We start from the raw sequence: 21829 nt of genomic DNA, 5'->3' as shown, positions 1-21829 counted from the left end.
TTGTCCGTGTGGTTGCCGGTGGTCCCGCCAGGGATCAGAAGCGATAGTCGGCGGTGACGAAGAACGAGCGCGGTTCGCCGAGTATCCATTGCTGGCCGTCATTGTATTGGCTTTGGGCGTACTGGCGGTCGAACAGATTGTTCAATTGCAGGCCCAGGGTGGTATTGCGCAAGGCTTGCCACGAGAGGTTGGCGTCCACCACGGTGTAGCTGGGCAGCTGGTTGCGGTTGGCCATGTCGGCGTAGCGCGCATCGACGTAGCGCACCCCGGCGCCGGCCCGCAGGTCGTCGTTGATGGCCTTGCTCAGCCACAGGTTGGCGGTGCGCCGTGGTACGTCCACCGGGCGCTTGCCATCGCGGGAGACTGGCTGGTCATCCACCATCTGGGTGAAGTCATCGTACTGGGCGCGAACAATGGCGGCGTTGGCCTGCACTTGCCAGGCGCGGGGCAATTGCAGGTCCAGGCTGGCCTCCAGGCCATTGGAGGATTGCTGGCCTACTTGATCCTTGCGGGGTGCAGCTCCGGCAACTTGAGGCACATCTATCAGCAGCTTCTTCTTGACGATGTGGTAGGCCGCCAGGGTCCATTCGCCGCGCTGGTCCCAGAACGCCTGCTTGAGACCGACCTCGGTCTGCTTGGCGGTGGACAGGTCGAATTGCTGCTGATCCGGACTCAGGGAAATCAGCCCGCCGACACCGTCGGTGCTGGTGGAGTACTGGCCATAGAGGGAGGTGTCCGGGGTGACGGCGAATACCAGGCCGGCCTTCCAGTTGTTGCCGGTCAGGGTCTTGTCGCTCTGGCTGCCGTCCTTCAAGTCATCGCGATCGATATGCGCATAGTCGCGGCGCACGCCGGTCACCAGGGACCAGCGCTCGCTGAGTTGCAGGCGGTTTTCAGCGAAGACCGACATCTGCCGGGTGGTGGTCTTGAATTGGTCGCGGTAGGGGCTGTTGCTGGCGAACTCGCCTTTGGCCGGATGGTAGACGTCTACCGGTTGACCATTGGCAAAGCTGTCGTTGAAGGGCGAATTGCTCTTCATATGGAAGCGGATGCGGTTGTAGTCCATGCCGACCAGGGTCTGGCTGTCGAGGCCGAACAGAGAGTGCTTGAGGGTGAAGGTCTGGCGGTCGCCTACCTGTTCCTGCTGGTGGCCGATACCGAAGTAGCCGCTGCGGCTCAGTTGCCGGTCCGCCGTGCTCCAGTTGTAATTCTCGGCGTTCTGCCAGCGGCGCTGGGCCTTGAGGTAGTACAGCTCGTTGCTGGCGCTGAGGTTGTCGGAAATCTGCCACTCGCTGGTCAGGCGGGTCCACTGGTCGTTGTAGTGCTGCTTGTCGTTGCTGACGTTGTAGTTCTTGTCCCGCAGGCGCTTGTGCAAGCGCCCGTCGATCAGTGGCGTGCCGAAGTCGTTCATCGGGTTCTGGTCGCCGTAGTCGTGGGCCAGGGTGAAGGCCAGGTCATCGCGGGCCTGCCAGCGCAGGGCGGCGCTGACGAAATCCCCCGAGGAATCGCCACGGTCGACCCAGCCGTTGCTGCGCTCGCGATTGAGGTTGAGCCGGTAGCTCAGGCTGTCGCTCAGCGAACCGCCACTGTCCAGGGCCTGTTGCTGGCGATCGAAGGAACCGTAGCCCAGGCGCAGGTGGTTCTCGATCTCGCCACTGAAGGGCTTCTTGGGGAGGGTGTTGATCACCGCGCCAGTGGCGCCTTCGCCGTACAGCACCGAGGCCGGGCCGCGCAATACGTCGACCCGTTCCACGGCCCAGCTGTTCACCGGAAAGGTCACGGTGCCCATGCCGGTGTACATGCGGTTGCCATCGTAGAGTTGCATCACCGAACTCTGCCCGGTGAAGCCCCGGGCCGACAACGAGGTGCCGCCATCACCCGGGGTGCCGGTGCGGCTGATGCCGGCGCTGCGCGATACCGCGTCCTGGATGCTGCGATCGCCCCGGGCGCGAATGCGCTCGCCACTCAGGCTGTCGGTGCTGGCCGGGGTTTCCAGGGCGCTCAGGCCCAAGCGTGAGCCGGCGGTGGTCGGGGTCTTCAGGCTGATGCTGTCGTCGCTGTCGTTGGCTGCGGCAGAGATAGTGCCGGTGGGCAGGGTCAGGGCGGTATCGCCGGCCTGGGACAGGGACGGTAGGGCGAGCAGGCAGAAAGTGGACAGCAGGTACTTGTTCATCGGGACGCAGGATCGCTTCTTCCAGAGGGTGTCCGCAGCGGCGAGGCTGCGGACAGGATCTTACATGCAGCGTTATAAAGTAACATTATAAATCCGCACGACTGAAGCGGCGAAATTCTACAGGGCGCTCTGCAACGCGCATCTCGCCGGCTTCATGTTGAAGATGAGGCGGATTCAGGACCCCGGGCCAAGCGCGAAAGCACCAGGCGATCCAACAGCCACACCACCACCAGCGAGGCGCCGACCAGGGGGAACGCCAGGGCCAGCAGGACGATGACCAGCATTGCGGTTTTCCAGCGTGGCAAATCGTGGCGCAGCGGCGGAACCCCGAGACGGCCGGCGGGGCGACGCTGCCACCACATGACGATGCCGCTCACCGCACCGAGCAGGATCATCAGGCACACCACCAGCACCACCAGCTGGTTGACGCGGCCGAACATCTTGCCCTCATGCAACATCACTCCCAGCTCGGTGGCTCGGGCCACATTGCTGTAGTGCTGCCAGCGCACATCGGCCAGGACCTTGCCGGTGTACTGGTCGACATGCAGGGTGGCGTCGTTGCGCGGGTCGTCGGCGAACAGGGCGATGGTGAACACCCCGGTGGCGCTGCTGGGCAGGGTGATGCTGTAGCCGGGCTCGACCTGGCGCTGGCGCGCGATGTCCTGGACCTGTTGCAGGCTGATGGCTGGGGCTGCCGGGGCCGCTGCGGCCATGGCCTGGCCCATGTGCTCGGCATGGTCGCCGGACATCGGCATCGGCGTGTTCTCCAGGGCCCAGGGCACGGTCTGGCGGGTGGCGCTGTTGAGCTCGCCGGCCTGCTGGTCGGAGGTCGGTACGTCGTTCCACATGGCCGCCGGGAAGCGGTTCCATAGGTCGGCGTACTGCTTGCCCCAGAAGCCGGTCCAGGTCATGCCGCTGAGTAGCATCAACAGCAGGAAGGCCGCGCCCCAGAACCCCAGCACGCCATGCAGGTCGCGCCAGAACAGCCGGCCCCTTGCGTTCAGGCGTGGCCAGAGCACGCCTGCCGAAGACTTGCCCCGTGGCCACCACAGGTACAGGCCCGAGACCACCAGGACGATGCCCCAGCTGGCCGCCAGCTCCACCAGCCGGTCGCCGACGGTGCCGATCATCAGCTCGCCGTGAATGGCCCGGGCCACCGCCTGCAGGTTGCGCTTGGCATCCTGCTCGCCAAGCACGTCGCCATGGTAGGGGTCGATGAAGACGTTGAGTTCCTGGCCTTTGTGCTGCACCACGAACTGGGCGCTGCGCCCGGCATCCACAGGTGGCAGGTACTGCTTGATTCGGCCCTGGGGATAGGCCGCCTGGACCCGTTGCAGTAGCTGGTCGGCCGCCAGGCTGTGCTGCCCGGCGGGGACCTTGAGCAAGCTGGGGTACATCAGTGGATCGAGTTGCGGTTTGAACAGGTAGACGATGCCGGTCAGGGCCAGCATCACCATGAAAGGGGCGACGAACAGCCCGGCGTAGAAATGCCAGCGCCAGGCCAGGTTGTAGAAAGACACTTTGGGTCGGTTCATCGGCAAGCGCTCCGCAAGGTTGTGGATCTGTCGTTATGGGTGGCACCTGAAACCACTGCTGAAGGCCCTGGGGGCCTTGTCGCAGCCTCGCCCGCTCGGCAGCGGCTACAGGTGCCTGGTGTAGCCGCTGCCGCAGGCTGCGTACGGTCGCGCAGCGGCCGCAACGGTTCGTCAGAAGCTCAGGTCGACCTTGGTCCAGAAGGTGCGGCCGGGTTCCTTGATGGCTTGTGGATCAGTGGCCGGGTAGCCGAAGCCGGCGTTGCCCGCCAGGTTCAGGTGCTCGGCGTAGGCCTTGCCGAACAGGTTGTCGACCCCGGTGCTGAGCTTGAGGTTCTTGTTGATGCGGTAGGCGCCGTTGAGCGAGAACACGCCGAAGCCGCCGCTCTGGCCGAAGTCCTTGCCGACCACGTTGCCCTTGTTCAGGTCGACGCGGTTCTGCGCCGCCACCACCCGCCACAAGGCGCCGGCGCTCCAGTCGTCCTCGCTGTAGGTCAGGCCCAAGCGCGCATCCAGCGGTGGCATCTGCGGCAGGGCCTTGCCATCGCTGCTGTTCTTGCCCCAGGCGTAGGCCAGGGTGGCATCGGCCTTCCAGTTCGAGGTCAGCTTGTAGGCCGCGCCCAGTTCGCCGCCCATGATCCGGGCGTCGATGTTCTCGGCCCGGGACGTGCTCATGCCCATCATCTTCGAGTTGTAGTCGAAGAGGATGTAGTCCCGTACCTGGCCGATGTAGCCCGAAGCCCAGGCCTCCAGGTCGGCGCCCTGGTACTGCAGGCCGAAATCGAGCTGGGTGGTTTTTTCCGGCTTGATCGAGTCAAAAGCGTTCAACGAGCCGGCCGGGCCCATCTTCGGCGAGAACAATTCCCAGTAGTCGGGGAAGCGCTGGGCGTGGCCGAGACCGGCGTACAAGGTGGTCGGACTGTCGGCCAGGTCATGCTCGTAACGCACGAAGCCGCTGGGCAGGGTGTCGGCCCGCGTGTCGCCGGCGGTGGGGTTGGGGCGGCTCATCATTCCCGACTTGATGCTCTGCCGGTAGTCCTTGGCCGAGGCCCGGTCGAGGCGGGCGCCGGTGATCAGCCGGTCGCGCTCGGCGGCGTACCAGGTCAGCTCGCCGAAGGCGCCATAGTTGTGGAAGTCGGCGTCCTTGGCCCAGGGCTGGCCCTTGTGCGCATCCACGCCCATGCCGCCGCGCTGGCGGTGTTCGTTGGTCTGGGCATCGATGCCGCCGATCAACTGCACATCGGCCCAGCGCCAGGTGGCCTTGATCCGCGCCCCGAGAGTGCGGCGGTCGACGTTGCTGACCATGGGCTTGCCCATCATGCCGCTGCCCGACGGGGTGCGCAGGCTGTAGTTGTCCATCACGTGATCGGCGTAGTTGTAGTAGACCTGGGCCTCGACCTTATCCAGGACCTCGCCGATGTTGGATTTCTCGAACCGCAGGCCCAGGCTCTCGCGCTTGAACTGCGAGCCATCCATGCCGCGACCGGCGTAGCGGGCCTCGCCGTCGCCCTTGCCGGCAGTCAGCTCCAGCAGGGTGTCGGCGTCCGGGGTCCAGCCCAGGGCGACATCGCCGTTCCACTTGTCGTAGCGCGAGGCCACGGTGTCGTTGTTACCGTCCTTGTAGTCGTCGGAGTGGGCGGTGTTGCCGATCACCCGGACATAACCCAGGGGGCCGCCGGCAGCCGCGTCCAGGGTCTTGTCGAAGCGGCCGTTGGAGCCGGCCAGCAGGCTGGCGTTGACCCGGGTGCCGAGTTCGCCGAAGTGCTCGGGCTCACGGTCGAAGAGCACGGTGCCGGCGGAGGCACCGGGGCCCCAGAGCACGGTCTGCGGGCCCTTGATCACGGTCAGCCGGTCGTAGGTTTCCGGGGAGATGTAGGAGGTCGGGGCGTCCATGCGACCAGGGCAGGCACCGAGCATCATGCTGCCGTTGGTGAGGATGTTCAGCCGTGAGCCGAACATGCCGCGCAGCACCGGGTCGCCGTTGGTGCCGCCGTTGCGCACCAGGGCGAAGCCGGGAATGGTCTTGAGATAGTCGCCGCCATCGCTGGCCGGCACCGGTTGGCGTGGGTCCTTGGGGTTGGTGACCACGGTCAGGGGCGAGCTGGGGGCGATGGCGGTGATCACCGTCGGGCTCAGCTCGGTGCTGTGGTGGGCGTGTTCGGCCGAAGCCTCGTCGGCCACGGCCAGGGGCGCCAGCAGGGCACCACACAGCACCGCCAGGGCACGGTTGAAGTGCTGGCGCGACGGGTTCAGGGCAAAAGGCTTGGATGGCTGGGCAACGCCCAGGCGCGAGTCAGCAGAAAACATAATGGTTCCATCGATCGGTCTTGAATGACACGGCCGCGAGCGCACGCCTGTCGTGCTGACAGCCGGCCGTGTGGAGTGAGCAGGTGACTCAGGCGTCGATCGGCGGAGCGCGGGTCAGCGCGCCGGGGAACACGGTCTGCCGGGCGTGGCCCAGGCGCGTGGTGGGGACCAGGAAAGGCTGGGCCAGCGGTGCATCGAGCTGGGCGAATGACAGCCCTGACGGCAGTGCCGGGCAGTTGAACAGCAGGCTGCAATAACCGCATTTCTCCCAGAGCACATGCTGCTCGCTCTGGGCTTTGGCGGGGTGCGAAGCGTGTGGGTTATCGCCGTGGCAGCCGGACACGCCGCTGCCCATGTCCATGGATACGGACATGTCCATCGGCATCGCGTGATCCATCGGCATCGACTGGGAAATCAGCGGACCGATGAAGATCATCAGCATGGCGAACAGGCTGATCCAGCTGCCGCGCCGCACTCCGATGGAGGGACGGCGCGCGGCGGACCGCCTGCGGCCAGGCGCGAGCGGGGCGTTCACGGATGGGACCGGCGGTCAGTGTTTAGTGAGCGTGCTGATGCTCTTGCGCAGCGCCGGGTGCCTGCTTCTGCACGGCGACCTCGACGGTGACGTCGCCGGCCTTTTCGAAGTGCAGGGTCAGCGGGAAGCGCTTGCCATCGCTGAGCAGGCTGCGGTCCTTGAGCTCCATGAGCATCACGTGATAGCTCATGGGCGCGAATCGCACTTCGCCGCCGGCGGGCACGGCCACCTTGGCCACCTGCTGCATCTTCATCATGTCGCCCTGCATCACATGCTCATGCAGTTCGGCGCGACCGGCGATCGGCGTCTCGACGCTGAGCAGGGTGTCGGCGCTCTTGCCCGGGTTGTGCAGCACGAAATAGGCGGCGACGGTCGGCGCGTTCGGCGGCAGTTCCTGCGACCAGGGATGGTCGATCTGCAATTGGCCGGCCTTGTATTCATGGGCGCTGGCGAAGCTGGCAGGCAACAGCAGGGCGGCCAGCAGCAGGGTGTGCTTGACCAGGGAAGACTTGAGCATGGTGGTTCTCCAGAACGATTCAAAAACGCAGGTCACTTGCGAAAGGGAATCATGCCAGAGGCGGTGCACCGGGATTCAGGCTGGGCCATTGCTGGCGCGGGGTGAGTTGTTCGAGCGGTGGTTGCGGGGCGCCCGGCTGGGCGATGAAGCGGGTGAAGTACAGCTGCGGCGCATGGCCAGGCAGGGCCACCAGGGGCGCCGAGCCGGAGCAGCACCAGCAATGCTGCATGTTCGAGTGATCGTCGTCCTGCGGGGCTTTTTGTTCGAGCTTGCCCAGGGAGATGGCGATCATCTTGGTGCCGCTGGAGGAACAGAAACTGCCCCATAGCAGTTGTTCGTCCAGCCCCTGGTCGCTGTTCTGCATGGCCCCGGAAAGCGGCATGGCAAGCATGTTGAACAGCACTGCGAAGCAGGCGATCCAGGCAAATGCGAGCCGTTGTCGGGACATGGTGACGATCCGTCGGTTGAGCGATCAGGCGGGTATTTAGCCTGATCGCTGTGGATAAGTAAAAAAACAACGTGTGCGGTGTGGTGTCGCAGTGCTGGCTCAGGCCGGGCTGACCTGGAGCTTGAGTCCCAGCGCCTTCATCACCTTGATGATAGTCGCGAACTCGGGATTGCCCTGGCTGCCCAGCGCCTTGTACAGGCTTTCGCGGCCCAGGCCGGTGTCCCGGGCTATCTGGGTCATGCCCCGGGCGCGGGCGATGTCGTTGAGGGCGGCGCGGATCAGCACGCCATCGCCGGCATCTTCCTCGAAGCAGGCATCGAGGTAGGCCACCATGTCCTGCGGGGTCTTGAGGTAGTCGGCCGCATCGAAGCGGGTCACTGGGGTGCGCATGTTTCAGTCCTCGCTCTTGAGGTCGTGAGCCCGTTGCCGGGCTCGTTGGATGTCGCGACTCTGGGTGCTCTTGTCGCCACCGATCAACAACAGGTAGAGCCGTTCGCCTCGCCTTGAAAAGTACACCCGGTAGCCGGGCCCACGGTGGATACGCATCTCATGGACTCCACCTCCCATTGATACACAGTCGCCGAACCGCCCTAGTTACGCTGCCCTGATCCGGGCCAGTACACGGGTCTTCCCCTGAGGGTCCTTGAGGCGAGTGAGCCAGTGGCTGAACTCCTGGGTTTGCTCGAAGACGAACATGGCGACTGTATTCCTTGGGATACGCCCCTGGCAACTCATTTGCCAGATGAAAGGCAACGCTGCGACGACCGGGCGTGCAGCCGGTCGTTGCTGAGCTCCCAAGAAAGTTAAGGCAGGAGACTGGCGGGCACAGCCAGGGCGTTCCCAGGTTGAGGTGAGGCGCGGCGCTTTTTGCTGTCAGGCGCTAGACAGCCGCTCGAGGGCGGCCAGGAGCTGGGGTACTTCGGTAAAATGGCGATCGACCTCGGGCAGGTCGGGGCGCTTGAGTATCAACACCGGTACTCCCCGTTCACGGGCCACTTCCAGCTTGGGTTCGGTGGCGCTGCTGCCGCTGTTCTTGCTGATCAGCACATCGATGCGCCGGCGCGCGAACAGTTCGCGCTCGTCGTCGATCTGGAACGGGCCGCGGGCGCCGATCACTTCGCAGCGCTCGTTGCCCGGGCAGGCTTCCAGGGCGCGCAGGGTCCAGAACTGGCTGGCGGGAATCTCCTCCAGATGCTGCAAGGGTTCGCGCCCCAGAGTGAACAGCGGTCGCTGGAACGGTTCGAGGGCTTGCATCAGTTGTGGCCAGTCGGCCACCTCGCGCCAGTCGTCCCCGGGCTGCGCTTGCCAGGCCGGGCGGCGCAGGGCCCAGCAGGGAATGCCGGCGAGCCGGGCGGCGGCCTGGGCATTGACGCTGATCTGCGCGGCATAGGGGTGAGTGGCATCCAGTAGCAGAGTGATGTTCTGGGCGCGAATGAACTGCGCCAGGCCCTCGGCTCCGCCATAGCCACCGACCCGCACCTGGCAGGCCAGGTCCGTGGGCACCCGGCCGATGCCGGCCAGGCTGTAGACATGTTCCGGCCCCAGGGTGCGGGCGATGGCCAGGGCCTCGGTGACTCCGCCCAGCAGCAGGATGCGGCTCATGGCTGGGCTCCGGCATGGCCGACGATGCCGCCCTGGCGGTCGATGGCGAAGACTTCCACCTGGACCTGGGCCGGTACCACGCTGCGGGCGAAGTCCAGGGCGTGGCGGCACACCGCATCGCCCAGGGCGACTCCGGCGGCGCTGGCCAGGGCCAGTGCCTGCTGGCTGGTATTGGCCTGGCGGATGGCCTCTTGCAGCGGTTGGTCGGCACCGATTTCGGCGGCCCATTGCGCCAGCTGCGGCAGGTCGATGCTGGAGTGGCGGCTGTGCAGGTCCATGTGCCCGGCGGCCAGCTTGCTGATCTTGCCGAAGCCGCCGCACAGACTGAGTTTATCCACAGGGGCCTTGCGCAGGTGCTTGAGGACCGCGCCGACGAAGTCGCCCATTTCGATCAGGGCGATTTCCGGCAGGTCGTAGACCCGGCGCATGGTGTCTTCGCTGGCGTTGCCGGTGCAGGCGGCGACGTGCCGGTAGCCGTTGCTCCTGGCGACATCGATGCCCTGGTGGATCGAGGCGATGTAGGCCGCGCAGGAAAACGGCCGGACGATGCCACTGGTGCCCAGGATCGACAGCCCGCCGAGAATCCCCAGGCGCGGGTTCATGGTCTTCTGCGCCAGGGCCTCGCCGCCCTCGACGTTCACCGTGACTTCGAAGCCGCCGCTGTAGGCCTGCTCCTCGGCCAGGCGTTGCAGGTGCTCGCTGATCATCCGTCGCGGCACCGGGTTGATCGCCGGTTCGCCCACCGCCAGGACCAGCCCGGGGCGGGTCACGGTGCCGACTCCGGCCCCGGCGACGAAGCGAATACCCGGCTCAGGGGTCAGGCGCACCTGGGAGTAGAGCAGGGCGCCATGGGTCACGTCCGGGTCGTCGCCGGCATCCTTGATGGTCCCGGCTTCCGCACCGTCGGCGGTGCGCCGGCAGAACTCCAGGCGCATCCGCACCTCCTTGCCCTTGGGCAGGACGATATCCACCGCATCGGCCTCGACGTTGCCCAGCAGCAGGCGGGCGGCCGCGAGGCTGGTGGCGGTGGCGCAACTGCCGGTGGTCAGGCCGCTGCGCAGTGGAGCGGGCTGTTCGGCGGTTTCCTCACGCATGGGGCGCGTCCATGGATGGCGTGTAGGCTGGGTCCTGGGGTTTGTGCAGTTCCAGCAGGGTGATGGGCAGGGCCTGGCGCCAGGTGTCGAACTCGCCCAGCGGCTGGGCCTGGGCCACATGGATGCGAGTCAGCTCGCCGCCGTGGCGCTGGCGCCAGTCCATCAGGGTCATCTCGCTTTGCAGGGTCACCGCATTGGCCACCAGGCGGCCGCCGGGCTTGAGCCGTTCCCAGCAGGTGGCGAGCACGCCGTCGCGGGTCACGCCGCCGCCGATGAAGATCGCGTCCGGACGCTCCAGGCCAGCCAGGGCCTGGGGCGCGCTGCCACGGATCAGTTGCAACCCGGGAACGCCCAAGGTGTCGCGGTTATGTTCGATCAGTTGCTGGCGGCCCGCGTCGGCCTCGATGGCCAGGGCGCGGCAACTGGGGTGGGCGCGCATCCACTCGATGCCAATCGAGCCGCTGCCGGCGCCGACATCCCACAACAACTCGCCGGGCATCGGGGCCAGGCGGGCCAGGGTCATGGCGCGCACGTCGCGCTTGGTCAGCTGGCCGTCATGGGCAAAGGCCGCGTCCGGCAGGCCGGCCAGGCGCGACAGGCGGGGTGCGTCGGGGCGGGCGCGGCAGTCGATGGCCAGTAGGTTGAGGTCGGCGATGGGCGGGTCTTGCCAGTCGTCGGCGGTGCCGTCGACACGCCGCTCCAGCGGGCCACCCAGGTGTTCCAGGACGCTGATCCGGCTCGGGCCGAAGCCGCGTTCGCGCAGCAGGCCGGCCACCGCCGCCGGGCTGTGGCGGTCATTGCTCAGCACCAGCAGGCGCAGGCCGTTGGCCAACTGCGCGTTGAGTGCGGCCAATGGCCGCGCCACCAGCGACAGGCTGACCACTTCCTGCAGCGACCAGCCCAGGCGCGCGGCGGCCAGGGCGCAGGAGGAGGGCGCGGGCAAGATCAGCAGTTCTTCGGCGGGCAGCTGCCGCGCCAGGCTGGCGCCGACGCCGAAGAACATCGGGTCGCCGCTGGCCAGCACACACACCGCGGTACCACGCTGGGCGAGCACCGGCTCCAGGGAAAACGGGCTGGGCCACGGCTGGCGTTCGCCACGGATGCAAGCCGGCAGCAGCTCCAGCTGACGTTGCCCGCCGACGATCCGCGAAGCGCCCAACAGGGCATGGCGGGCATTGCGACCCAGGCCCTTGAAGCCGTCTTCACCGATTCCCACTACTGTCAGCCAGGGCGACATGGATATTCCTCGAACACAAAAGCCAGGGTTCCGACAGGCAGGCTTTTCATGCCTTCGGACAAAGCAGGCATAATACCGCGCCTTCGCCCGCGAAGCGTTTTTCCCACACTGCCGGTCACCCCTTTGAACCCACGTCCGCTGTCCACTGCCATCCGTCCCTCGGCCTGTCCGGGGTTGTTGCGTATCGTCCCGGCCCTGGACGGCGGTATCTGCCGGATCAAGCTGGCCGGCGGGGTCATCAGTGCGGCCCAGGCCGTGGCCGTGGCCGAGGCAGCGCAGCTGTTCGCCGGCGGGGTGATCGAGGCCACCAACCGCGCCAACCTGCAGATCCGTGGCATCGGCGGCGAGCACCAGGCGCTGATCGCCAAGCTGCTGGAGGCAGGCCTGGGGCCGACCACGGCGGCCGGCGACGATGTGCGCAACCTGATGCTCAGCCCCAGCGCCGGTATCGACCGCCAGTGCCTGGTCGATACCCGGCCCCTGGCGGCGCAGATCCTGCACACCCTGCAAGGTCATCCACGGTTCCACGAGTTGTCGCCCAAGTTCGCCGTGCAACTGGACGGTGGCGAGGACCTGGCCATGCTCCAGCATCATCACGACTTGTGGCTGGCAGCTTGCGAGCGCGAGGGCCAGCGGTTGCTGGCCTTCGGCCTGGCTGGTTGCCTGGCGGATGCGCCGCTGGCGGCGGTGCCGCTGGAGCAGGGCCATGACCTGCTGGTGGCGGTGCTGGAGGCGTTCCTCGACCTGGCGAGCCCCGAGCAGACCCGTATGCGGCACTTGCTGGCCCAGGTGCCGGTGGCGGAATTTCTGCTCCAGGTGCGACAGCGCCTGGGCGGCCCGCTGCTGAGCGTCGATGGCTGGCGCCGGCCGGCGGTAGCCGAGGGCTTGCACCTGGGAACTTATCCACAGGCCGTGGCCGGGCGGGTCTATGTCGGTGCGGTCGCGCCCCTGGGGCGGCTCGACCCGGGCATGCTCAAGGGGGCCGCGCAACTGGCCCAGCGCTATGGCGATTCCAGCCTGCGCCTGACGCCCTGGCAGAGCCTGCTGCTGCCCGAGATTGCCGTGGCGGATGCTCCGGCGGTCACCGCTGGCCTGGCCGAACTGGGCCTGCTCTGCCGCCCCGAGCAGGCCCTGGCCCACCTGATCGCCTGCACCGGCTCCAGCGGTTGCGCCAAAGCCCAGGCCGACACCAAGGGCGATGCGCTGCGCCTGGCGGCCTTGTTGCAGGCCCAGGGGCAACAGGCGGCGGTACACCTTTCTGGCTGCCTGCGCACGTGCGCTGCGGCCCATGTGGCGCCCACCACCCTGCTGGCGGTGGCCCCGGGACGCTACGACTTGTATGTGCGCGACGCCACGCAGCCGGGGTTCGGCAGGCTGCGCGCGCGCAACCTTTCTATAGAAGCGGCACAAGCGCTGCTTGATGTCCGCCAACGGAGCCACCTTGATGATTGATTACATCCGCGACGGTCAGGAGATCTATCGCAACTCCTTCGCGATCATCCGCGAAGAAGCCAGGCTAGAACGCATTCCGGCCGACCTGGAAAAACTCGCGGTACGGGTGATCCACGCCTGCGGCATGGTCGAGGCCATCGATGGCCTGCAGTTTTCCGAGGGCGCCGGCAAGGCCGGGCGCGAGGCCCTGGCTGCTGGGGCGCCGATCCTCTGCGATGCGCGGATGGTGTCCGAAGGCATCACCCGGGCACGGCTGCCGGCCAACAACCCGGTGATCTGCACCCTGCGTGACGAGAGCGTGCCGCAGCTGGCCCGGGAGCTGGGCAACACCCGTTCGGCGGTGGCCCTGGAACTGTGGCGGCCCTACCTGGAAGGCAGCGTGGTGGTGATCGGCAATGCCCCCACCGCGCTGTTCTACCTGTTGGAAATGCTCGACGCTGGCGCACCTAAGCCAGCGCTGATCCTTGGCTTCCCGGTGGGTTTCGTCGGCGCTGCCGAATCCAAGGCGATGCTGGCCGCCGACAGCCGTGGCGTGCCGTTCGTGATCATGCAAGGCCGCCTGGGCGGCAGTGCCATGGCCGCCGCCGCCGTCAACGCCCTGGCCACGGAGATCGAATGATGCAGCAACCTGGACGTTTGATCGGCCTCGGCGTGGGCCCTGGTGATCCGGAACTGATTACCCTCAAGGCCCTGCGCCTGCTGCGCGAGTCGCCGGTGGTGGCCTACTTCGTCGCCAAGGGGAAAAAGGGCAATGCCTTCGGCATCATCGAAGCGCACCTGCAAGAGGCGCAGACCCTGCTGCCGCTGGTCTACCCGGTGACCACCGAAGCGCTGCCGGCGCCGCTGTCCTATGAGCAGGTGATCAGCGATTTCTACGACGAAGCCAGCGTGCAAGTGGCCGAGCACCTGGATGCCGGCCGCGATGTGGCGGTGATCTGCGAGGGCGACCCGTTCTTCTACGGCTCCTACATGTACCTGCACGACCGCCTGGCCGAGCGCTACCAGGCCGAAGTGGTGCCGGGGGTCTGCTCGATGCTCGGCGGCGCCTCGGTGCTGGGGGCGCCGCTGGTGTATCGCAACCAGAGCCTGTCGGTGCTGTCCGGGGTGCTGCCCCATGAGGAGCTCAAGCGCCGCCTGGCCGATGCCGACGCGGCAGTGGTGATGAAGCTGGGGCGCAATTTCCCCAAGGTCCGCCAGGTCCTGGATGAGCTGGGGCTGGCGCAGCGGGCGCTGTATGTCGAGCGCGCGACCATGGCCAACCAGAAGATCGTGCCCCTGGACGAGGTGGAGCCGATGTCGTCGCCGTACTTCTCGTTGATCATCGTTCCCGGACAAAGGTGGCAAGGCTGATGGCGCGTTCGATTCCGGCCATCGTCATCCTTGGCCAAGGCAGCCTCGATACCGCGCGGCGGATCCAGCGCCTGTACCCCGATGCCCTGGTCTACGGCCTGGCCGAGCGCACCACGGGCGCCGACCGCAGTTATCAGGAGTTCGGCGCGACCCTGCGCCAGCTCTATCAACAAGACACGCCGATCATCGCCCTGTGCGCCGCCGGCATCGTGATCCGCACCCTGGCGCCGCTGCTGCTGGAGAAGGGCGCCGAGCCGCCGGTACTGGCAGTGGCCGAGGACGGCAGCGCGGTGGTGCCATTGCTGGGCGGCCTGGGTGGGGTCAACGTCATGGCGCGGGAAATCGCTGCCGGCCTGGGCGTAGCAGCAGCCATCACCACCAGTGGCGAGCTGCGCTTCGGCACCTGTCTGCTCAATCCACCCAGCGGCTATGCCCTGGGCGACCTGGAGCTGGGCAAGCGCTTCGTCTCCGACCTGCTGGGCGGTGAAAGCGTGCGCATCGAAGGCGCCGCGCCCTGGCTGGCCGAGGCCCGCTTGCCGGAAGATCGCGAAGCTCGGTTGACCATCCGGGTCGGTTCCGCCGAGCGCGAGCCCACCGCCAACGAACTGCTGATCTACCCGCGCAGTGTCCTCATCGCACTCACCTGCAGGAACGAGCTGGCTCGCGATAGCGGCCCCGAGTTGGCCGAGCATCTGCGGGCCGCTCTGCACCAGGCCGGGATCGCTCGCCAATCCGTCGCTTGCCTGCTGGCCGCCGCCAATGAAATGGCCAGCCCGGCCTTGCGTGAAGCCGCCGCCGAGCTGGGGGTGCCGCTGCGTTTTGCTCCGGCGGCCAGCAGCGTGGCGGAGCTGGCGCAACAAGCGGTGCCGCAATTGCTGCCGCCCCTCAGTGTGGGCGAGGACATTGCCATCGCCGTGGCCAGCCAGCCCCTGGACCCGCAGCGGATCGGCCAGCCCCGTGGTCGCCTGGCCGTGATCGGCCTGGGGCCGGGCGCCGCCGAACTGATGGTGCCGGCGGTCAAGGCCGAACTGGCCCGGGCCCAGGACATCCTCGGCTACGAAACCTATGTGCGCATGGCCGGCCCGTTCCGCGCCGACCAGGTCATGCACTGCACCGACAACCGCGAGGAAATGCAGCGTGCCCGCCACGCCTTCGAGCTGGCGGCCCAGGGCCGTTCGGTGGTGGTGGTGTCTTCCGGTGATCCGGGTGTCTTTGCCATGGCCGCGGCGGTGCTCGAAGCCCTGCACGAGTCCAGCGACCCGGCCTGGCACAACGTCGACCTGGAGATCCTGCCCGGGGTGTCTGCCTCCCTGGCCACCGCCGCCCAGGCGGGCGCGCCACTGGGCCACGACTTCTGCGTGTTGTCGCTGTCGGACAACCTCAAGCCCTGGGAGATCATCGAGAAGCGCCTGGACCTGGCCTCCCAGGCCGATCTGGCTTTGGCGTTCTATAACCCGATTTCGCGTTCGCGGCCGTGGCAATTGGGGCGGGCGCTGGAGATTGTGCGTCAGCACCGGACGCCGCAGACGCCGGTGGTGCTGGGGCGGGACATCGGGCGGCCGGGGCAGACCCTGCGGGTCATTACCCTGGGCGCCTTGACGCCGGAACAGGTGGATATGCGGACCATGGTGTTGGTGGGATCGTCCACTACGTGCGTGTTCCCTAAAGCCGAAGGGGGGGAGTGGGTGTATACGCCTCGTTGGTATGGCGAGAAGCCGTAGGCCTGCGCTGCCACGGTAGGGCACGCTTTTGTAGGAGCGAGCGGGCGGCGATCCGACTTGCCCGCGATGGCGCCCGTTCTGGCGCTGCATGTTTTGGACGGTGTACATATCCGTTGCTGCGGTAACGGCGGCTTACGATTCCGCCCTTACGGCGGGTCACTTTTGGCAAACGCCCGGAATGCCGGCCCAGCCAAAAGTAACCAAAAGGTCTTGCCCCTAGCGTACGGCCCTCGCTCCGGCGCCCATCAGGGGGCCATCGCCGCCGGCGATGTCCTCGACTGCGTCGAGGGGCGCTACGCGCCATCCCCCTGATGAACACCTCCACTCGGCCTGCCGATGGGGCGGGTGGATCAAAAGCCAAAGCCAAAGCCGACGACGGAGCCGGAATCGGCGCCATGCGCGACCTCCCGGTCGGCTACAGGAGGTATGGGTTCGTTCCCGGTTGGTGCGGCAAGTCTGGTTCTGCGCAAGGCAATGGCAACACTTTGGCGATTGCCGCTGGTTTTTTGCAAAGCCATAGTTGCCCGGCCGCCGACGCATCGGCGGCCGATCTTAGCCGGTCGGAAAGCAACGCGATGAATACAGAAATGCTAACCATGGAGCTTTCCAATGACCGACTTCATCCCCCTACAAAGCAATCTCACCCCCACCCCGGTTTTCCACCTCGGCCGCAACGCGCCCGCTGCGGACTTGCATGGCGGTGCGGTGCAGCGCATCAAGGCCTCGCGAGATCTGATGCACAGCCTCAACTGCCTGAGTGTCAAAGGCGTGGGTGATCAGGATTTGATTCACTTCGTCAACGCCGCTCACCTCCTGTTGCAAGACGGCTGCGACGCCTTGGATGCCTTGCAGTGGCGGCTGCAGGCATAAAAAGCCCCACCCCAGAAACAGCACAGGCTCAGTTTCCCAGTGAGCCCGCTTGTTCTTGCCGCTTAAAGCTTGAAGCTTGCAGCTGCTTCTACCCCAGGTAGCCCTTGACCCCGGTGAAGATGATCTGCGCCGCCAGGGCACAGACGAACAGGCCCATCAACCGGCTGACGATCTGCAGGCCCTGGTCGCCGAGGATGCGCTCGATGCGGTTGGACAGGTACAGCACCACGCCCACCGTGAGGCTGGCCAGGGCGATGCTGAGGATGGCGGTGAGCTTGTCGTCCCAGTGTGGCTGGCTGACGCCCATCACCAGCAGGGCGCCGATGGTGCCGGGGCCGACGGTCAGGGGGATGGTCAGCGGGACTATGGTCACGTCCTGCTGCACGTTGTCGGTCTGTACCGCCGACTTGCCCTGGGCCATGCCCAGGGCGGAGATGAACAGCACCGAGCCCGCGCCGATGCGGAACGCATCCACGGTGATGCCGAACACACCGAAGATCACCCGCCCGAACAGGTACAGCAGCACGCTGGAGACCAGGGTCGCCAGGGCGACTTTCCAGGCCAGGCGCCGACGCTCCTTGAGGGAGTAGCCACGGGTCAGGCTGATGAAGCACGAGAGGACGAAGAAGGGGCTATAGAGCACCAGCATCTTCAGGTAAACGCTGAACAGCACGTGGAGCATGGTGGAAGCTCACGACTAGGGAGGGCGAGCCAGAGTTTAACTCAGCTAGTGTGGGCGGCGCTGCGTTCGCGCAAATCGCGTTGGGTGACCCAGTGCTCCACCAGTTCGCGCAGTTGCGAGAGCTCCACCGGCTTGGCCATGTGCCCGTCCATGCCGGCCTGGCGCGCGCGCTCCTTGTGCTCGGCCAGGATATGGGCGGTGAGGGCTACCACCGGCGTGCGCACTCGCTGGTTGCCCACTTCCCAGGCCCGCAGTTGCTGGGTGGCGGAGAACCCGTCGAGCACCGGCATCTCGCAGTCCATCAGCACCAGGTCGTAGCGCTTGGCTTTCATCGCCTGCAGGGCTTCCTCGCCGTTGCTGGCGGTATCGGGCTGCAGGTTGAGCTTGCCGAGCATGCCGCGGATCACCTTGGTGGAGATGCTGTTGTCCTCGGCCACCAGGATGCGGAAATCGCTGGGCACGGTGATCGGCTCCGGGCCCAGGACCTGGGCCAGGGGCTGGTTGTAGGGCGTGACGGGCGCCTTGTCACGGTGGCTGAGCTCGTCGGCCAGGGTGGTCTTGAGGGTGTAGCCGGCCACTGGCTTGGCGAGGATGCGCTTGATCCCCGCGTTGCGTGCGATCACCTTGCTCGGCGCGTTGCTGATGCCGGTGAGCATGATCAGCAGGATGTCGTGGTTCAGGCTCGGGTCTTCCTTGATCTTCGCCGCCAGTTGCATGCCGGTCATGCCGGGCATGTTCTGGTCCAGCAGGACCACGTCGAAGTAGTCGCGCAGGTGCGCCTTGGTCCGCAGCAGGGCCAGGGCTTCCTTGCCCGAAGGCACGGCGCTGACGTTCAGGCCCCAGGCGCTGCATTGCTGCACCAGGACCTTGCGGCAGGTGTCGTTGTCGTCCACCACCAAGACCCGGGCCCCTTGCAGCGGGCCGTCGAGGTCGGCGGTGGGATGCTCCAGGCGCTCGGCATCCAGCGGCAGGGTCAGCCACAGGGTACTGCCCTGCTGGTTGCCGCTCTTGATCCCGAACTCGCCATGCATCAACAGGATCAGCTGGCGGGCGATCACCAGGCCGAGGTTACCGCCCAGGCGGGTGGTGGCCAGGAAATTCTTGCTGTGCAGCTCGGTATGCAGCAGGGCGTCGCGCTCCTCGGGCTCCATGGGCTGCCCGCTATCTTGCACGGCAATGCGCAGGCGCGGTTTGCTGCTGCGCTCGTCGAGGGCGACGACGATCAGCACTTCGCCTTCGTCGGTCTTCTTCAGGGCGTTTTCCAGCAAGCTCAGCAGGGCCTGGCGCAGCCGTGTCGGATCGCCACTGATGACCCGCGGCACCTGGGGCTGGATGAAGCTGATCAGCTCGACGTTCTGCTGCTCGGCCTTGGCCCGGAAGATGCTCAGGCAGTCTTCGATCAGGGCATTGAGATCGAACTGCACGTCGTCCAGCTCGATCTGCCCGGATTCGAGCTTGGAAATGTCGAGGATCTCGTTGATCAGGGTCAGCAGCTCGTTGCCGGCGCTGTGGATGGTCTGCACGTAGTCGCGCTGCTTGACCGACAGCGGCGTGCCCAGCAGCAGCTCGGTCATGCCCAGCACGCCGTTCATCGGGGTGCGGATCTCGTGGCTGATCTTGGCCAGGAACTCGGCCTTGGCGTTGACCTCGGCGGTGCTGGCGGCCAGGTCGCGGCTGGCGCTGAAACGGTTCTCGGTAATGTGGCGCTGGCGCTCGCCCAGGGCCACGCTCATCAGCAGGCCGGCCACGCACACCACGCTCATCAAGGTCACGATCAGCCCTTGGGGAGGCACCAGTGTCAGGCCGAGCAGGGCGGGCATGATCACCAGGGTGCCGAAGTTGAAGATCGCCATGGCGGCGACGAAACAGCGGGCCGGGCGATAGCCCTTGTGCCAGTGGTAACCGCCGATGAACAGCATGCTCAGGCCGGCCAGGGCCACCAGGGCATAAGTGACGATGTTCAGCGGCAGGCTGCTGATGAACAGCAGCAACAGGCCGGCCAGGGCGATCAGCAGGATGTTGCCCAGTAGCAGGCGGTTCAGCGGATGCGGCCCCACCGGGGAGAAGAACCGATAGGCGAACATCATGCCGGCAGGGGCGGTCAGCAGCAGTGCCAGGTAGGCGCCGGGCGTCTGCAGGGACTGCCAGTCCGGCAGCCAGGGGCCGAACAGGTTCAGCAGCATCATCAGGCTGAGGGTCAGCAGGGCCTCGCAGACCGCCAGCCACAGGCTGCTGCGCGAGCGGGTGTAGGCGAAGCGCGTGAGGTTGTGCAGGATCAGCATCGCCAGGCAGCCGAACAGCAGGCCGTAGACCAGGGTCTGGCCCTGGCTGGCGGCGGCCATCACCGCCGCTTGCAGGGTGATGTAGGGGCGCAGTTCGTGTTCGGACACCAGGCGTACGTAGACGTCCAGTGTCTTGCTGCTCTGGGGCAATGGCAACGCGAAGTCGCTGCTGGGCAGCGGCTTTTCCGTCTGGGGCTGGCTGGAGCCGGTGTTCACTTGCTCGATCAGCTGGTCGCCTTCGAGCACGTAGAGATTCAGGTGGGATAGGTCGGGAGCGAAGATCCGCAGGATCTGCTCATGGGACCCCGGCTGGAGCTTGAAGCGCAACCACAGGGCGCCGTTGGGCTCGGCGGCGGTGAGCTTGTCCAGTTCGATGGGGCTGAATTGGTTGGTGTAGCGCGGGGAACGGATGTCACTGAGTTGCAGGTCGCCCTGATCGTCGAGCAGCACCGCCCAGCCACTGCCTTGAGCGGCCAGGGCCGGATTCATGCAGAGCAGGGTCAGCAATGTGACGGTGAAGCCTAGGGCAATCCTGAGCCAGCGCACGGCGAAATCCCTTCGTTGGTTGATGCCTGATTATAACTATGCGCGGCGCAATGAGCGCCCGGCAAGGGCCTGGAGGCCCTTGCCGGGGTTTCGTGCGAGGCTTACTGTTCGCCGCGCTCGCGGGCAATGGCACGGTAGCCGATGTCCTTGCGGTAGAAGCAGCCCTGCCAGTCGATTTCGCTCGCCAGGCGGTAGGCTTGCTGCTGTGCCTGGTCGACGCTGGCGCCCATGGCAGTGGCGCACAGCACCCGGCCACCGGCGGTGACGATCTGGCCGTCCTTGAGCGCGGTGCCGGCGTGGAAGACCTTGCCTTCCAGCGCGGCGGCGGCGTCCAGGCCGGTGATGGCCGCGCCCTTGGCATAGTCACCAGGATAGCCGCCGGCCGCGAGGACGATACCCAGGCTCGGACGCGGGTCCCACTGGGCCTCGACCTTGTCCAGGGCCTGGGCCAGGGCGGCTTCCACCAGCAGCACCAGGCTCGATTGCAGGCGCAGCATGACGGGCTGGGTTTCCGGGTCGCCGAAACGGCAGTTGAACTCGATGACTTTCGGGTTGCCGGCCTTGTCGATCATCAGGCCCGCGTAGAGGAAGCCGGTATAGACGTTGCCTTCCTCGGCCATGCCGCGCACGGTCGGCCAGATGACCTGGTCCATCACGCGCTGGTGCACCTGGGCGGTGACCACCGGGGCAGGCGAATAGGCGCCCATGCCACCGGTATTCGGGCCAGTGTCGCCATCGCCGACGCGCTTGTGGTCCTGGCTGGTGGCCATGGGCAGCACGTTCTTGCCGTCGACCATGACGATGAAGCTGGCTTCCTCGCCATCGAGGAACTCTTCGATCACCACGCGCGAACCGGCGTCACCGAAAGCGTTGCCGGCGAGCATGTCGCGCACGGCTTCCTCGGCCTCGGCCAGGGTCATGGCGACGATCACGCCCTTGCCAGCGGCCAGGCCGTCGGCCTTGATCACGATCGGCGCGCCTTTTTCCCGCAGGTAGGCCAGGGCCGGCTCGATCTCGGTGAAGTTCTGGTAGTCGGCGGTGGGGATCTTGTGGCGGGCCAGGAAATCCTTGGTGAAGGCCTTGGAGCCTTCCAGCTGGGCCGCGCCCTGGGTCGGGCCGAAGCAGTCCAGGCCACGGGCACGGAACAGGTCGACCACACCGGCCACCAGCGGCACTTCCGGACCGACGATGGTCAGGGCAACGTTCTTCTCGGCGAAGTCGGCCAGTTGCTCAAGGGCCAGCACGTCGATGGCCACGTTCTCGCACTTGGCCTCGATGGCGGTACCGGCGTTGCCGGGAGCGACGAATACTTTTTCGACCCGTGGGTCCTGAGCGACTTTCCAGGCCAGGGCGTGTTCACGACCGCCGCTACCAATGATCAACACATTCATTTCAAAAACCTCGGATGACGCAAATTCTGTTAGGTGCCTGGAGCGCTTCACGCTTCAGGAGGTCGCAATGAAGTAGGTAGATGCAAGGCG

At 66.4% G+C, this 21829-nt stretch carries 18 protein-coding genes and 1 pseudogene; 5 read left to right on the top strand and 14 right to left on the bottom strand.

Translation table 11 applies throughout. The features are described from left to right. Nucleotides 1-34: 34 nt before the first annotated feature. From ACK6AU_RS06435 to cbiE, 11 genes and pseudogenes are all read right to left on the bottom strand, one after another. Nucleotides 35-2173, bottom strand: coding sequence for a TonB-dependent receptor (locus tag ACK6AU_RS06435; protein WP_409298340.1), 2139 nt, complete (start codon nt 2171-2173; stop codon nt 35-37). A 152-nt stretch (nt 2174-2325) separates the two neighbouring features. Then, a complete protein-coding gene (locus ACK6AU_RS06430) occupies nt 2326-3708 on the bottom strand; it encodes a PepSY-associated TM helix domain-containing protein (protein ID WP_409298338.1) in 1383 nt (460 codons plus the stop codon). A 171-nt stretch (nt 3709-3879) separates the two neighbouring features. Beyond that, entirely contained in the window at nt 3880-6012 is a 2133-nt protein-coding gene (locus ACK6AU_RS06425) for a TonB-dependent copper receptor (RefSeq protein ID WP_185697568.1), read from the bottom strand. Nucleotides 6013-6100: 88 nt separating this feature from the next. Beyond that, on the bottom strand, nt 6101-6547 hold the full coding sequence (locus ACK6AU_RS06420; protein ID WP_409298336.1) for a DUF2946 domain-containing protein: 447 nt from the start codon (nt 6545-6547) through the stop codon (nt 6101-6103). 22 nt (nt 6548-6569) lie between these two features. Next, nucleotides 6570-7064 carry a copper chaperone PCu(A)C gene (locus ACK6AU_RS06415; RefSeq protein WP_409298334.1) on the bottom strand — a complete coding sequence of 165 codons (495 nt, stop codon included), beginning with the start codon at nt 7062-7064 and terminating at the stop codon, nt 6570-6572. 49 nt (nt 7065-7113) lie between these two features. Continuing rightward, the gene (locus ACK6AU_RS06410) at nt 7114-7512 is read right to left on the bottom strand and encodes a DUF2946 domain-containing protein (RefSeq protein ID WP_022642041.1); all 399 of its coding nucleotides are present in this window, start codon (nt 7510-7512) and stop codon (nt 7114-7116) included. A 99-nt stretch (nt 7513-7611) separates the two neighbouring features. Further along, on the bottom strand, nt 7612-7902 hold the full coding sequence (locus ACK6AU_RS06405) for an addiction module antidote protein (RefSeq protein WP_124345642.1): 291 nt from the start codon (nt 7900-7902) through the stop codon (nt 7612-7614). Between the two features lie 3 nt (nt 7903-7905). Beyond that, a pseudogene (locus tag ACK6AU_RS06400) lies at nt 7906-8208 on the bottom strand (type II toxin-antitoxin system RelE/ParE family toxin). Between the two features lie 177 nt (nt 8209-8385). Beyond that, the gene (locus ACK6AU_RS06395) at nt 8386-9114 is read right to left on the bottom strand and encodes a cobalt-precorrin-6A reductase (RefSeq protein ID WP_409298331.1); all 729 of its coding nucleotides are present in this window, start codon (nt 9112-9114) and stop codon (nt 8386-8388) included. Then, complete coding sequence (locus ACK6AU_RS06390) at nt 9111-10208, bottom strand: cobalt-precorrin-5B (C(1))-methyltransferase (protein ID WP_185697571.1); 1098 nt, start codon at nt 10206-10208, stop codon at nt 9111-9113. The genes ACK6AU_RS06395 and ACK6AU_RS06390 overlap by 4 nt, the downstream gene beginning before the upstream one ends. Then, entirely contained in the window at nt 10201-11445 is a 1245-nt protein-coding gene (cbiE, locus tag ACK6AU_RS06385) for a precorrin-6y C5,15-methyltransferase (decarboxylating) subunit CbiE (RefSeq protein ID WP_185697572.1), read from the bottom strand. The genes ACK6AU_RS06390 and cbiE overlap by 8 nt, the downstream gene beginning before the upstream one ends. 48 nt (nt 11446-11493) lie before the next feature. Here cbiE and cobG point away from each other — a divergent pair, with 48 nt between their 5' ends. From cobG to ACK6AU_RS06360, 5 genes are all read left to right on the top strand, one after another. After that, nucleotides 11494-12897: a precorrin-3B synthase gene (gene cobG / locus ACK6AU_RS06380; RefSeq protein ID WP_185697573.1), complete on the top strand. Its 1404-nt coding sequence runs from the start codon at nt 11494-11496 to the stop codon at nt 12895-12897. After that, the gene (locus ACK6AU_RS06375; RefSeq protein ID WP_185697574.1) at nt 12890-13516 is read left to right on the top strand and encodes a precorrin-8X methylmutase; all 627 of its coding nucleotides are present in this window, start codon (nt 12890-12892) and stop codon (nt 13514-13516) included. Before cobG ends, ACK6AU_RS06375 begins: the two co-directional genes overlap by 8 nt. Continuing rightward, nucleotides 13516-14247 carry a precorrin-2 C(20)-methyltransferase gene (locus ACK6AU_RS06370; RefSeq protein ID WP_031320795.1) on the top strand — a complete coding sequence of 244 codons (732 nt, stop codon included), beginning with the start codon at nt 13516-13518 and terminating at the stop codon, nt 14245-14247. Before ACK6AU_RS06375 ends, ACK6AU_RS06370 begins: the two co-directional genes overlap by 1 nt. Then, nucleotides 14247-15968, top strand: a complete 1722-nt coding sequence (gene cobJ / locus ACK6AU_RS06365; protein WP_409298328.1) for a precorrin-3B C(17)-methyltransferase — start codon at nt 14247-14249, stop codon at nt 15966-15968. Before ACK6AU_RS06370 ends, cobJ begins: the two co-directional genes overlap by 1 nt. A gap of 609 nt (nt 15969-16577) precedes the next feature. Further along, nucleotides 16578-16838, top strand: a complete 261-nt coding sequence (locus ACK6AU_RS06360; protein ID WP_409298326.1) for a hypothetical protein — start codon at nt 16578-16580, stop codon at nt 16836-16838. Between the two features lie 88 nt (nt 16839-16926). Here the strand turns inward: ACK6AU_RS06360 and ACK6AU_RS06355 are convergent, their stop codons facing one another. The 3 genes from ACK6AU_RS06355 to purD form a co-directional block, all read right to left on the bottom strand. After that, nucleotides 16927-17520 (bottom strand): MarC family protein, encoded by a 594-nt coding sequence (locus ACK6AU_RS06355; RefSeq protein ID WP_185697578.1) that lies wholly within the window; start codon nt 17518-17520, stop codon nt 16927-16929. Nucleotides 17521-17561: 41 nt separating this feature from the next. Then, nucleotides 17562-20348 (bottom strand): response regulator, encoded by a 2787-nt coding sequence (locus tag ACK6AU_RS06350; RefSeq protein WP_409298324.1) that lies wholly within the window; start codon nt 20346-20348, stop codon nt 17562-17564. 101 nt (nt 20349-20449) lie between these two features. After that, the gene (purD, locus tag ACK6AU_RS06345; protein ID WP_185697580.1) at nt 20450-21739 is read right to left on the bottom strand and encodes a phosphoribosylamine--glycine ligase; all 1290 of its coding nucleotides are present in this window, start codon (nt 21737-21739) and stop codon (nt 20450-20452) included. Nucleotides 21740-21829: the final 90 nt, after the last annotated feature.

This window comes from Pseudomonas sp. KCJK8993 (genome assembly GCF_046230915.1).
In the GTDB taxonomy this organism is placed as follows: domain Bacteria; phylum Pseudomonadota; class Gammaproteobacteria; order Pseudomonadales; family Pseudomonadaceae; genus Aquipseudomonas; species Aquipseudomonas piscis.
Note: the sequence above shows the minus strand (reverse complement) of the source record. Positions and strands in the feature narration are given on the sequence as shown.

Coding starts and splice junctions, on each gene's coding strand:
- ACK6AU_RS06435 (WP_409298340.1), bottom strand. CDS start 2,173: ATGAACAAGTACCTGCTGTCCACTTTCTGCCTGCTCGCCCTACCGTCC.
- ACK6AU_RS06430 (WP_409298338.1), bottom strand. CDS start 3,708: ATGAACCGACCCAAAGTGTCTTTCTACAACCTGGCCTGGCGCTGGCAT.
- ACK6AU_RS06425 (WP_185697568.1), bottom strand. CDS start 6,012: ATGTTTTCTGCTGACTCGCGCCTGGGCGTTGCCCAGCCATCCAAGCCT.
- ACK6AU_RS06415 (WP_409298334.1), bottom strand. CDS start 7,064: ATGCTCAAGTCTTCCCTGGTCAAGCACACCCTGCTGCTGGCCGCCCTG.
- ACK6AU_RS06410 (WP_022642041.1), bottom strand. CDS start 7,512: ATGTCCCGACAACGGCTCGCATTTGCCTGGATCGCCTGCTTCGCAGTG.
- ACK6AU_RS06405 (WP_124345642.1), bottom strand. CDS start 7,902: ATGCGCACCCCAGTGACCCGCTTCGATGCGGCCGACTACCTCAAGACC.
- ACK6AU_RS06395 (WP_409298331.1), bottom strand. CDS start 9,114: ATGAGCCGCATCCTGCTGCTGGGCGGAGTCACCGAGGCCCTGGCCATC.
- ACK6AU_RS06390 (WP_185697571.1), bottom strand. CDS start 10,208: ATGCGTGAGGAAACCGCCGAACAGCCCGCTCCACTGCGCAGCGGCCTG.
- cbiE (WP_185697572.1), bottom strand. CDS start 11,445: ATGTCGCCCTGGCTGACAGTAGTGGGAATCGGTGAAGACGGCTTCAAG.
- cobG (WP_185697573.1), top strand. CDS start 11,494: ATGCCTTCGGACAAAGCAGGCATAATACCGCGCCTTCGCCCGCGAAGC.
- ACK6AU_RS06375 (WP_185697574.1), top strand. CDS start 12,890: ATGATTGATTACATCCGCGACGGTCAGGAGATCTATCGCAACTCCTTC.
- ACK6AU_RS06370 (WP_031320795.1), top strand. CDS start 13,516: ATGCAGCAACCTGGACGTTTGATCGGCCTCGGCGTGGGCCCTGGTGAT.
- cobJ (WP_409298328.1), top strand. CDS start 14,247: ATGGCGCGTTCGATTCCGGCCATCGTCATCCTTGGCCAAGGCAGCCTC.
- ACK6AU_RS06360 (WP_409298326.1), top strand. CDS start 16,578: ATGACCGACTTCATCCCCCTACAAAGCAATCTCACCCCCACCCCGGTT.
- ACK6AU_RS06355 (WP_185697578.1), bottom strand. CDS start 17,520: ATGCTCCACGTGCTGTTCAGCGTTTACCTGAAGATGCTGGTGCTCTAT.
- purD (WP_185697580.1), bottom strand. CDS start 21,739: ATGAATGTGTTGATCATTGGTAGCGGCGGTCGTGAACACGCCCTGGCC.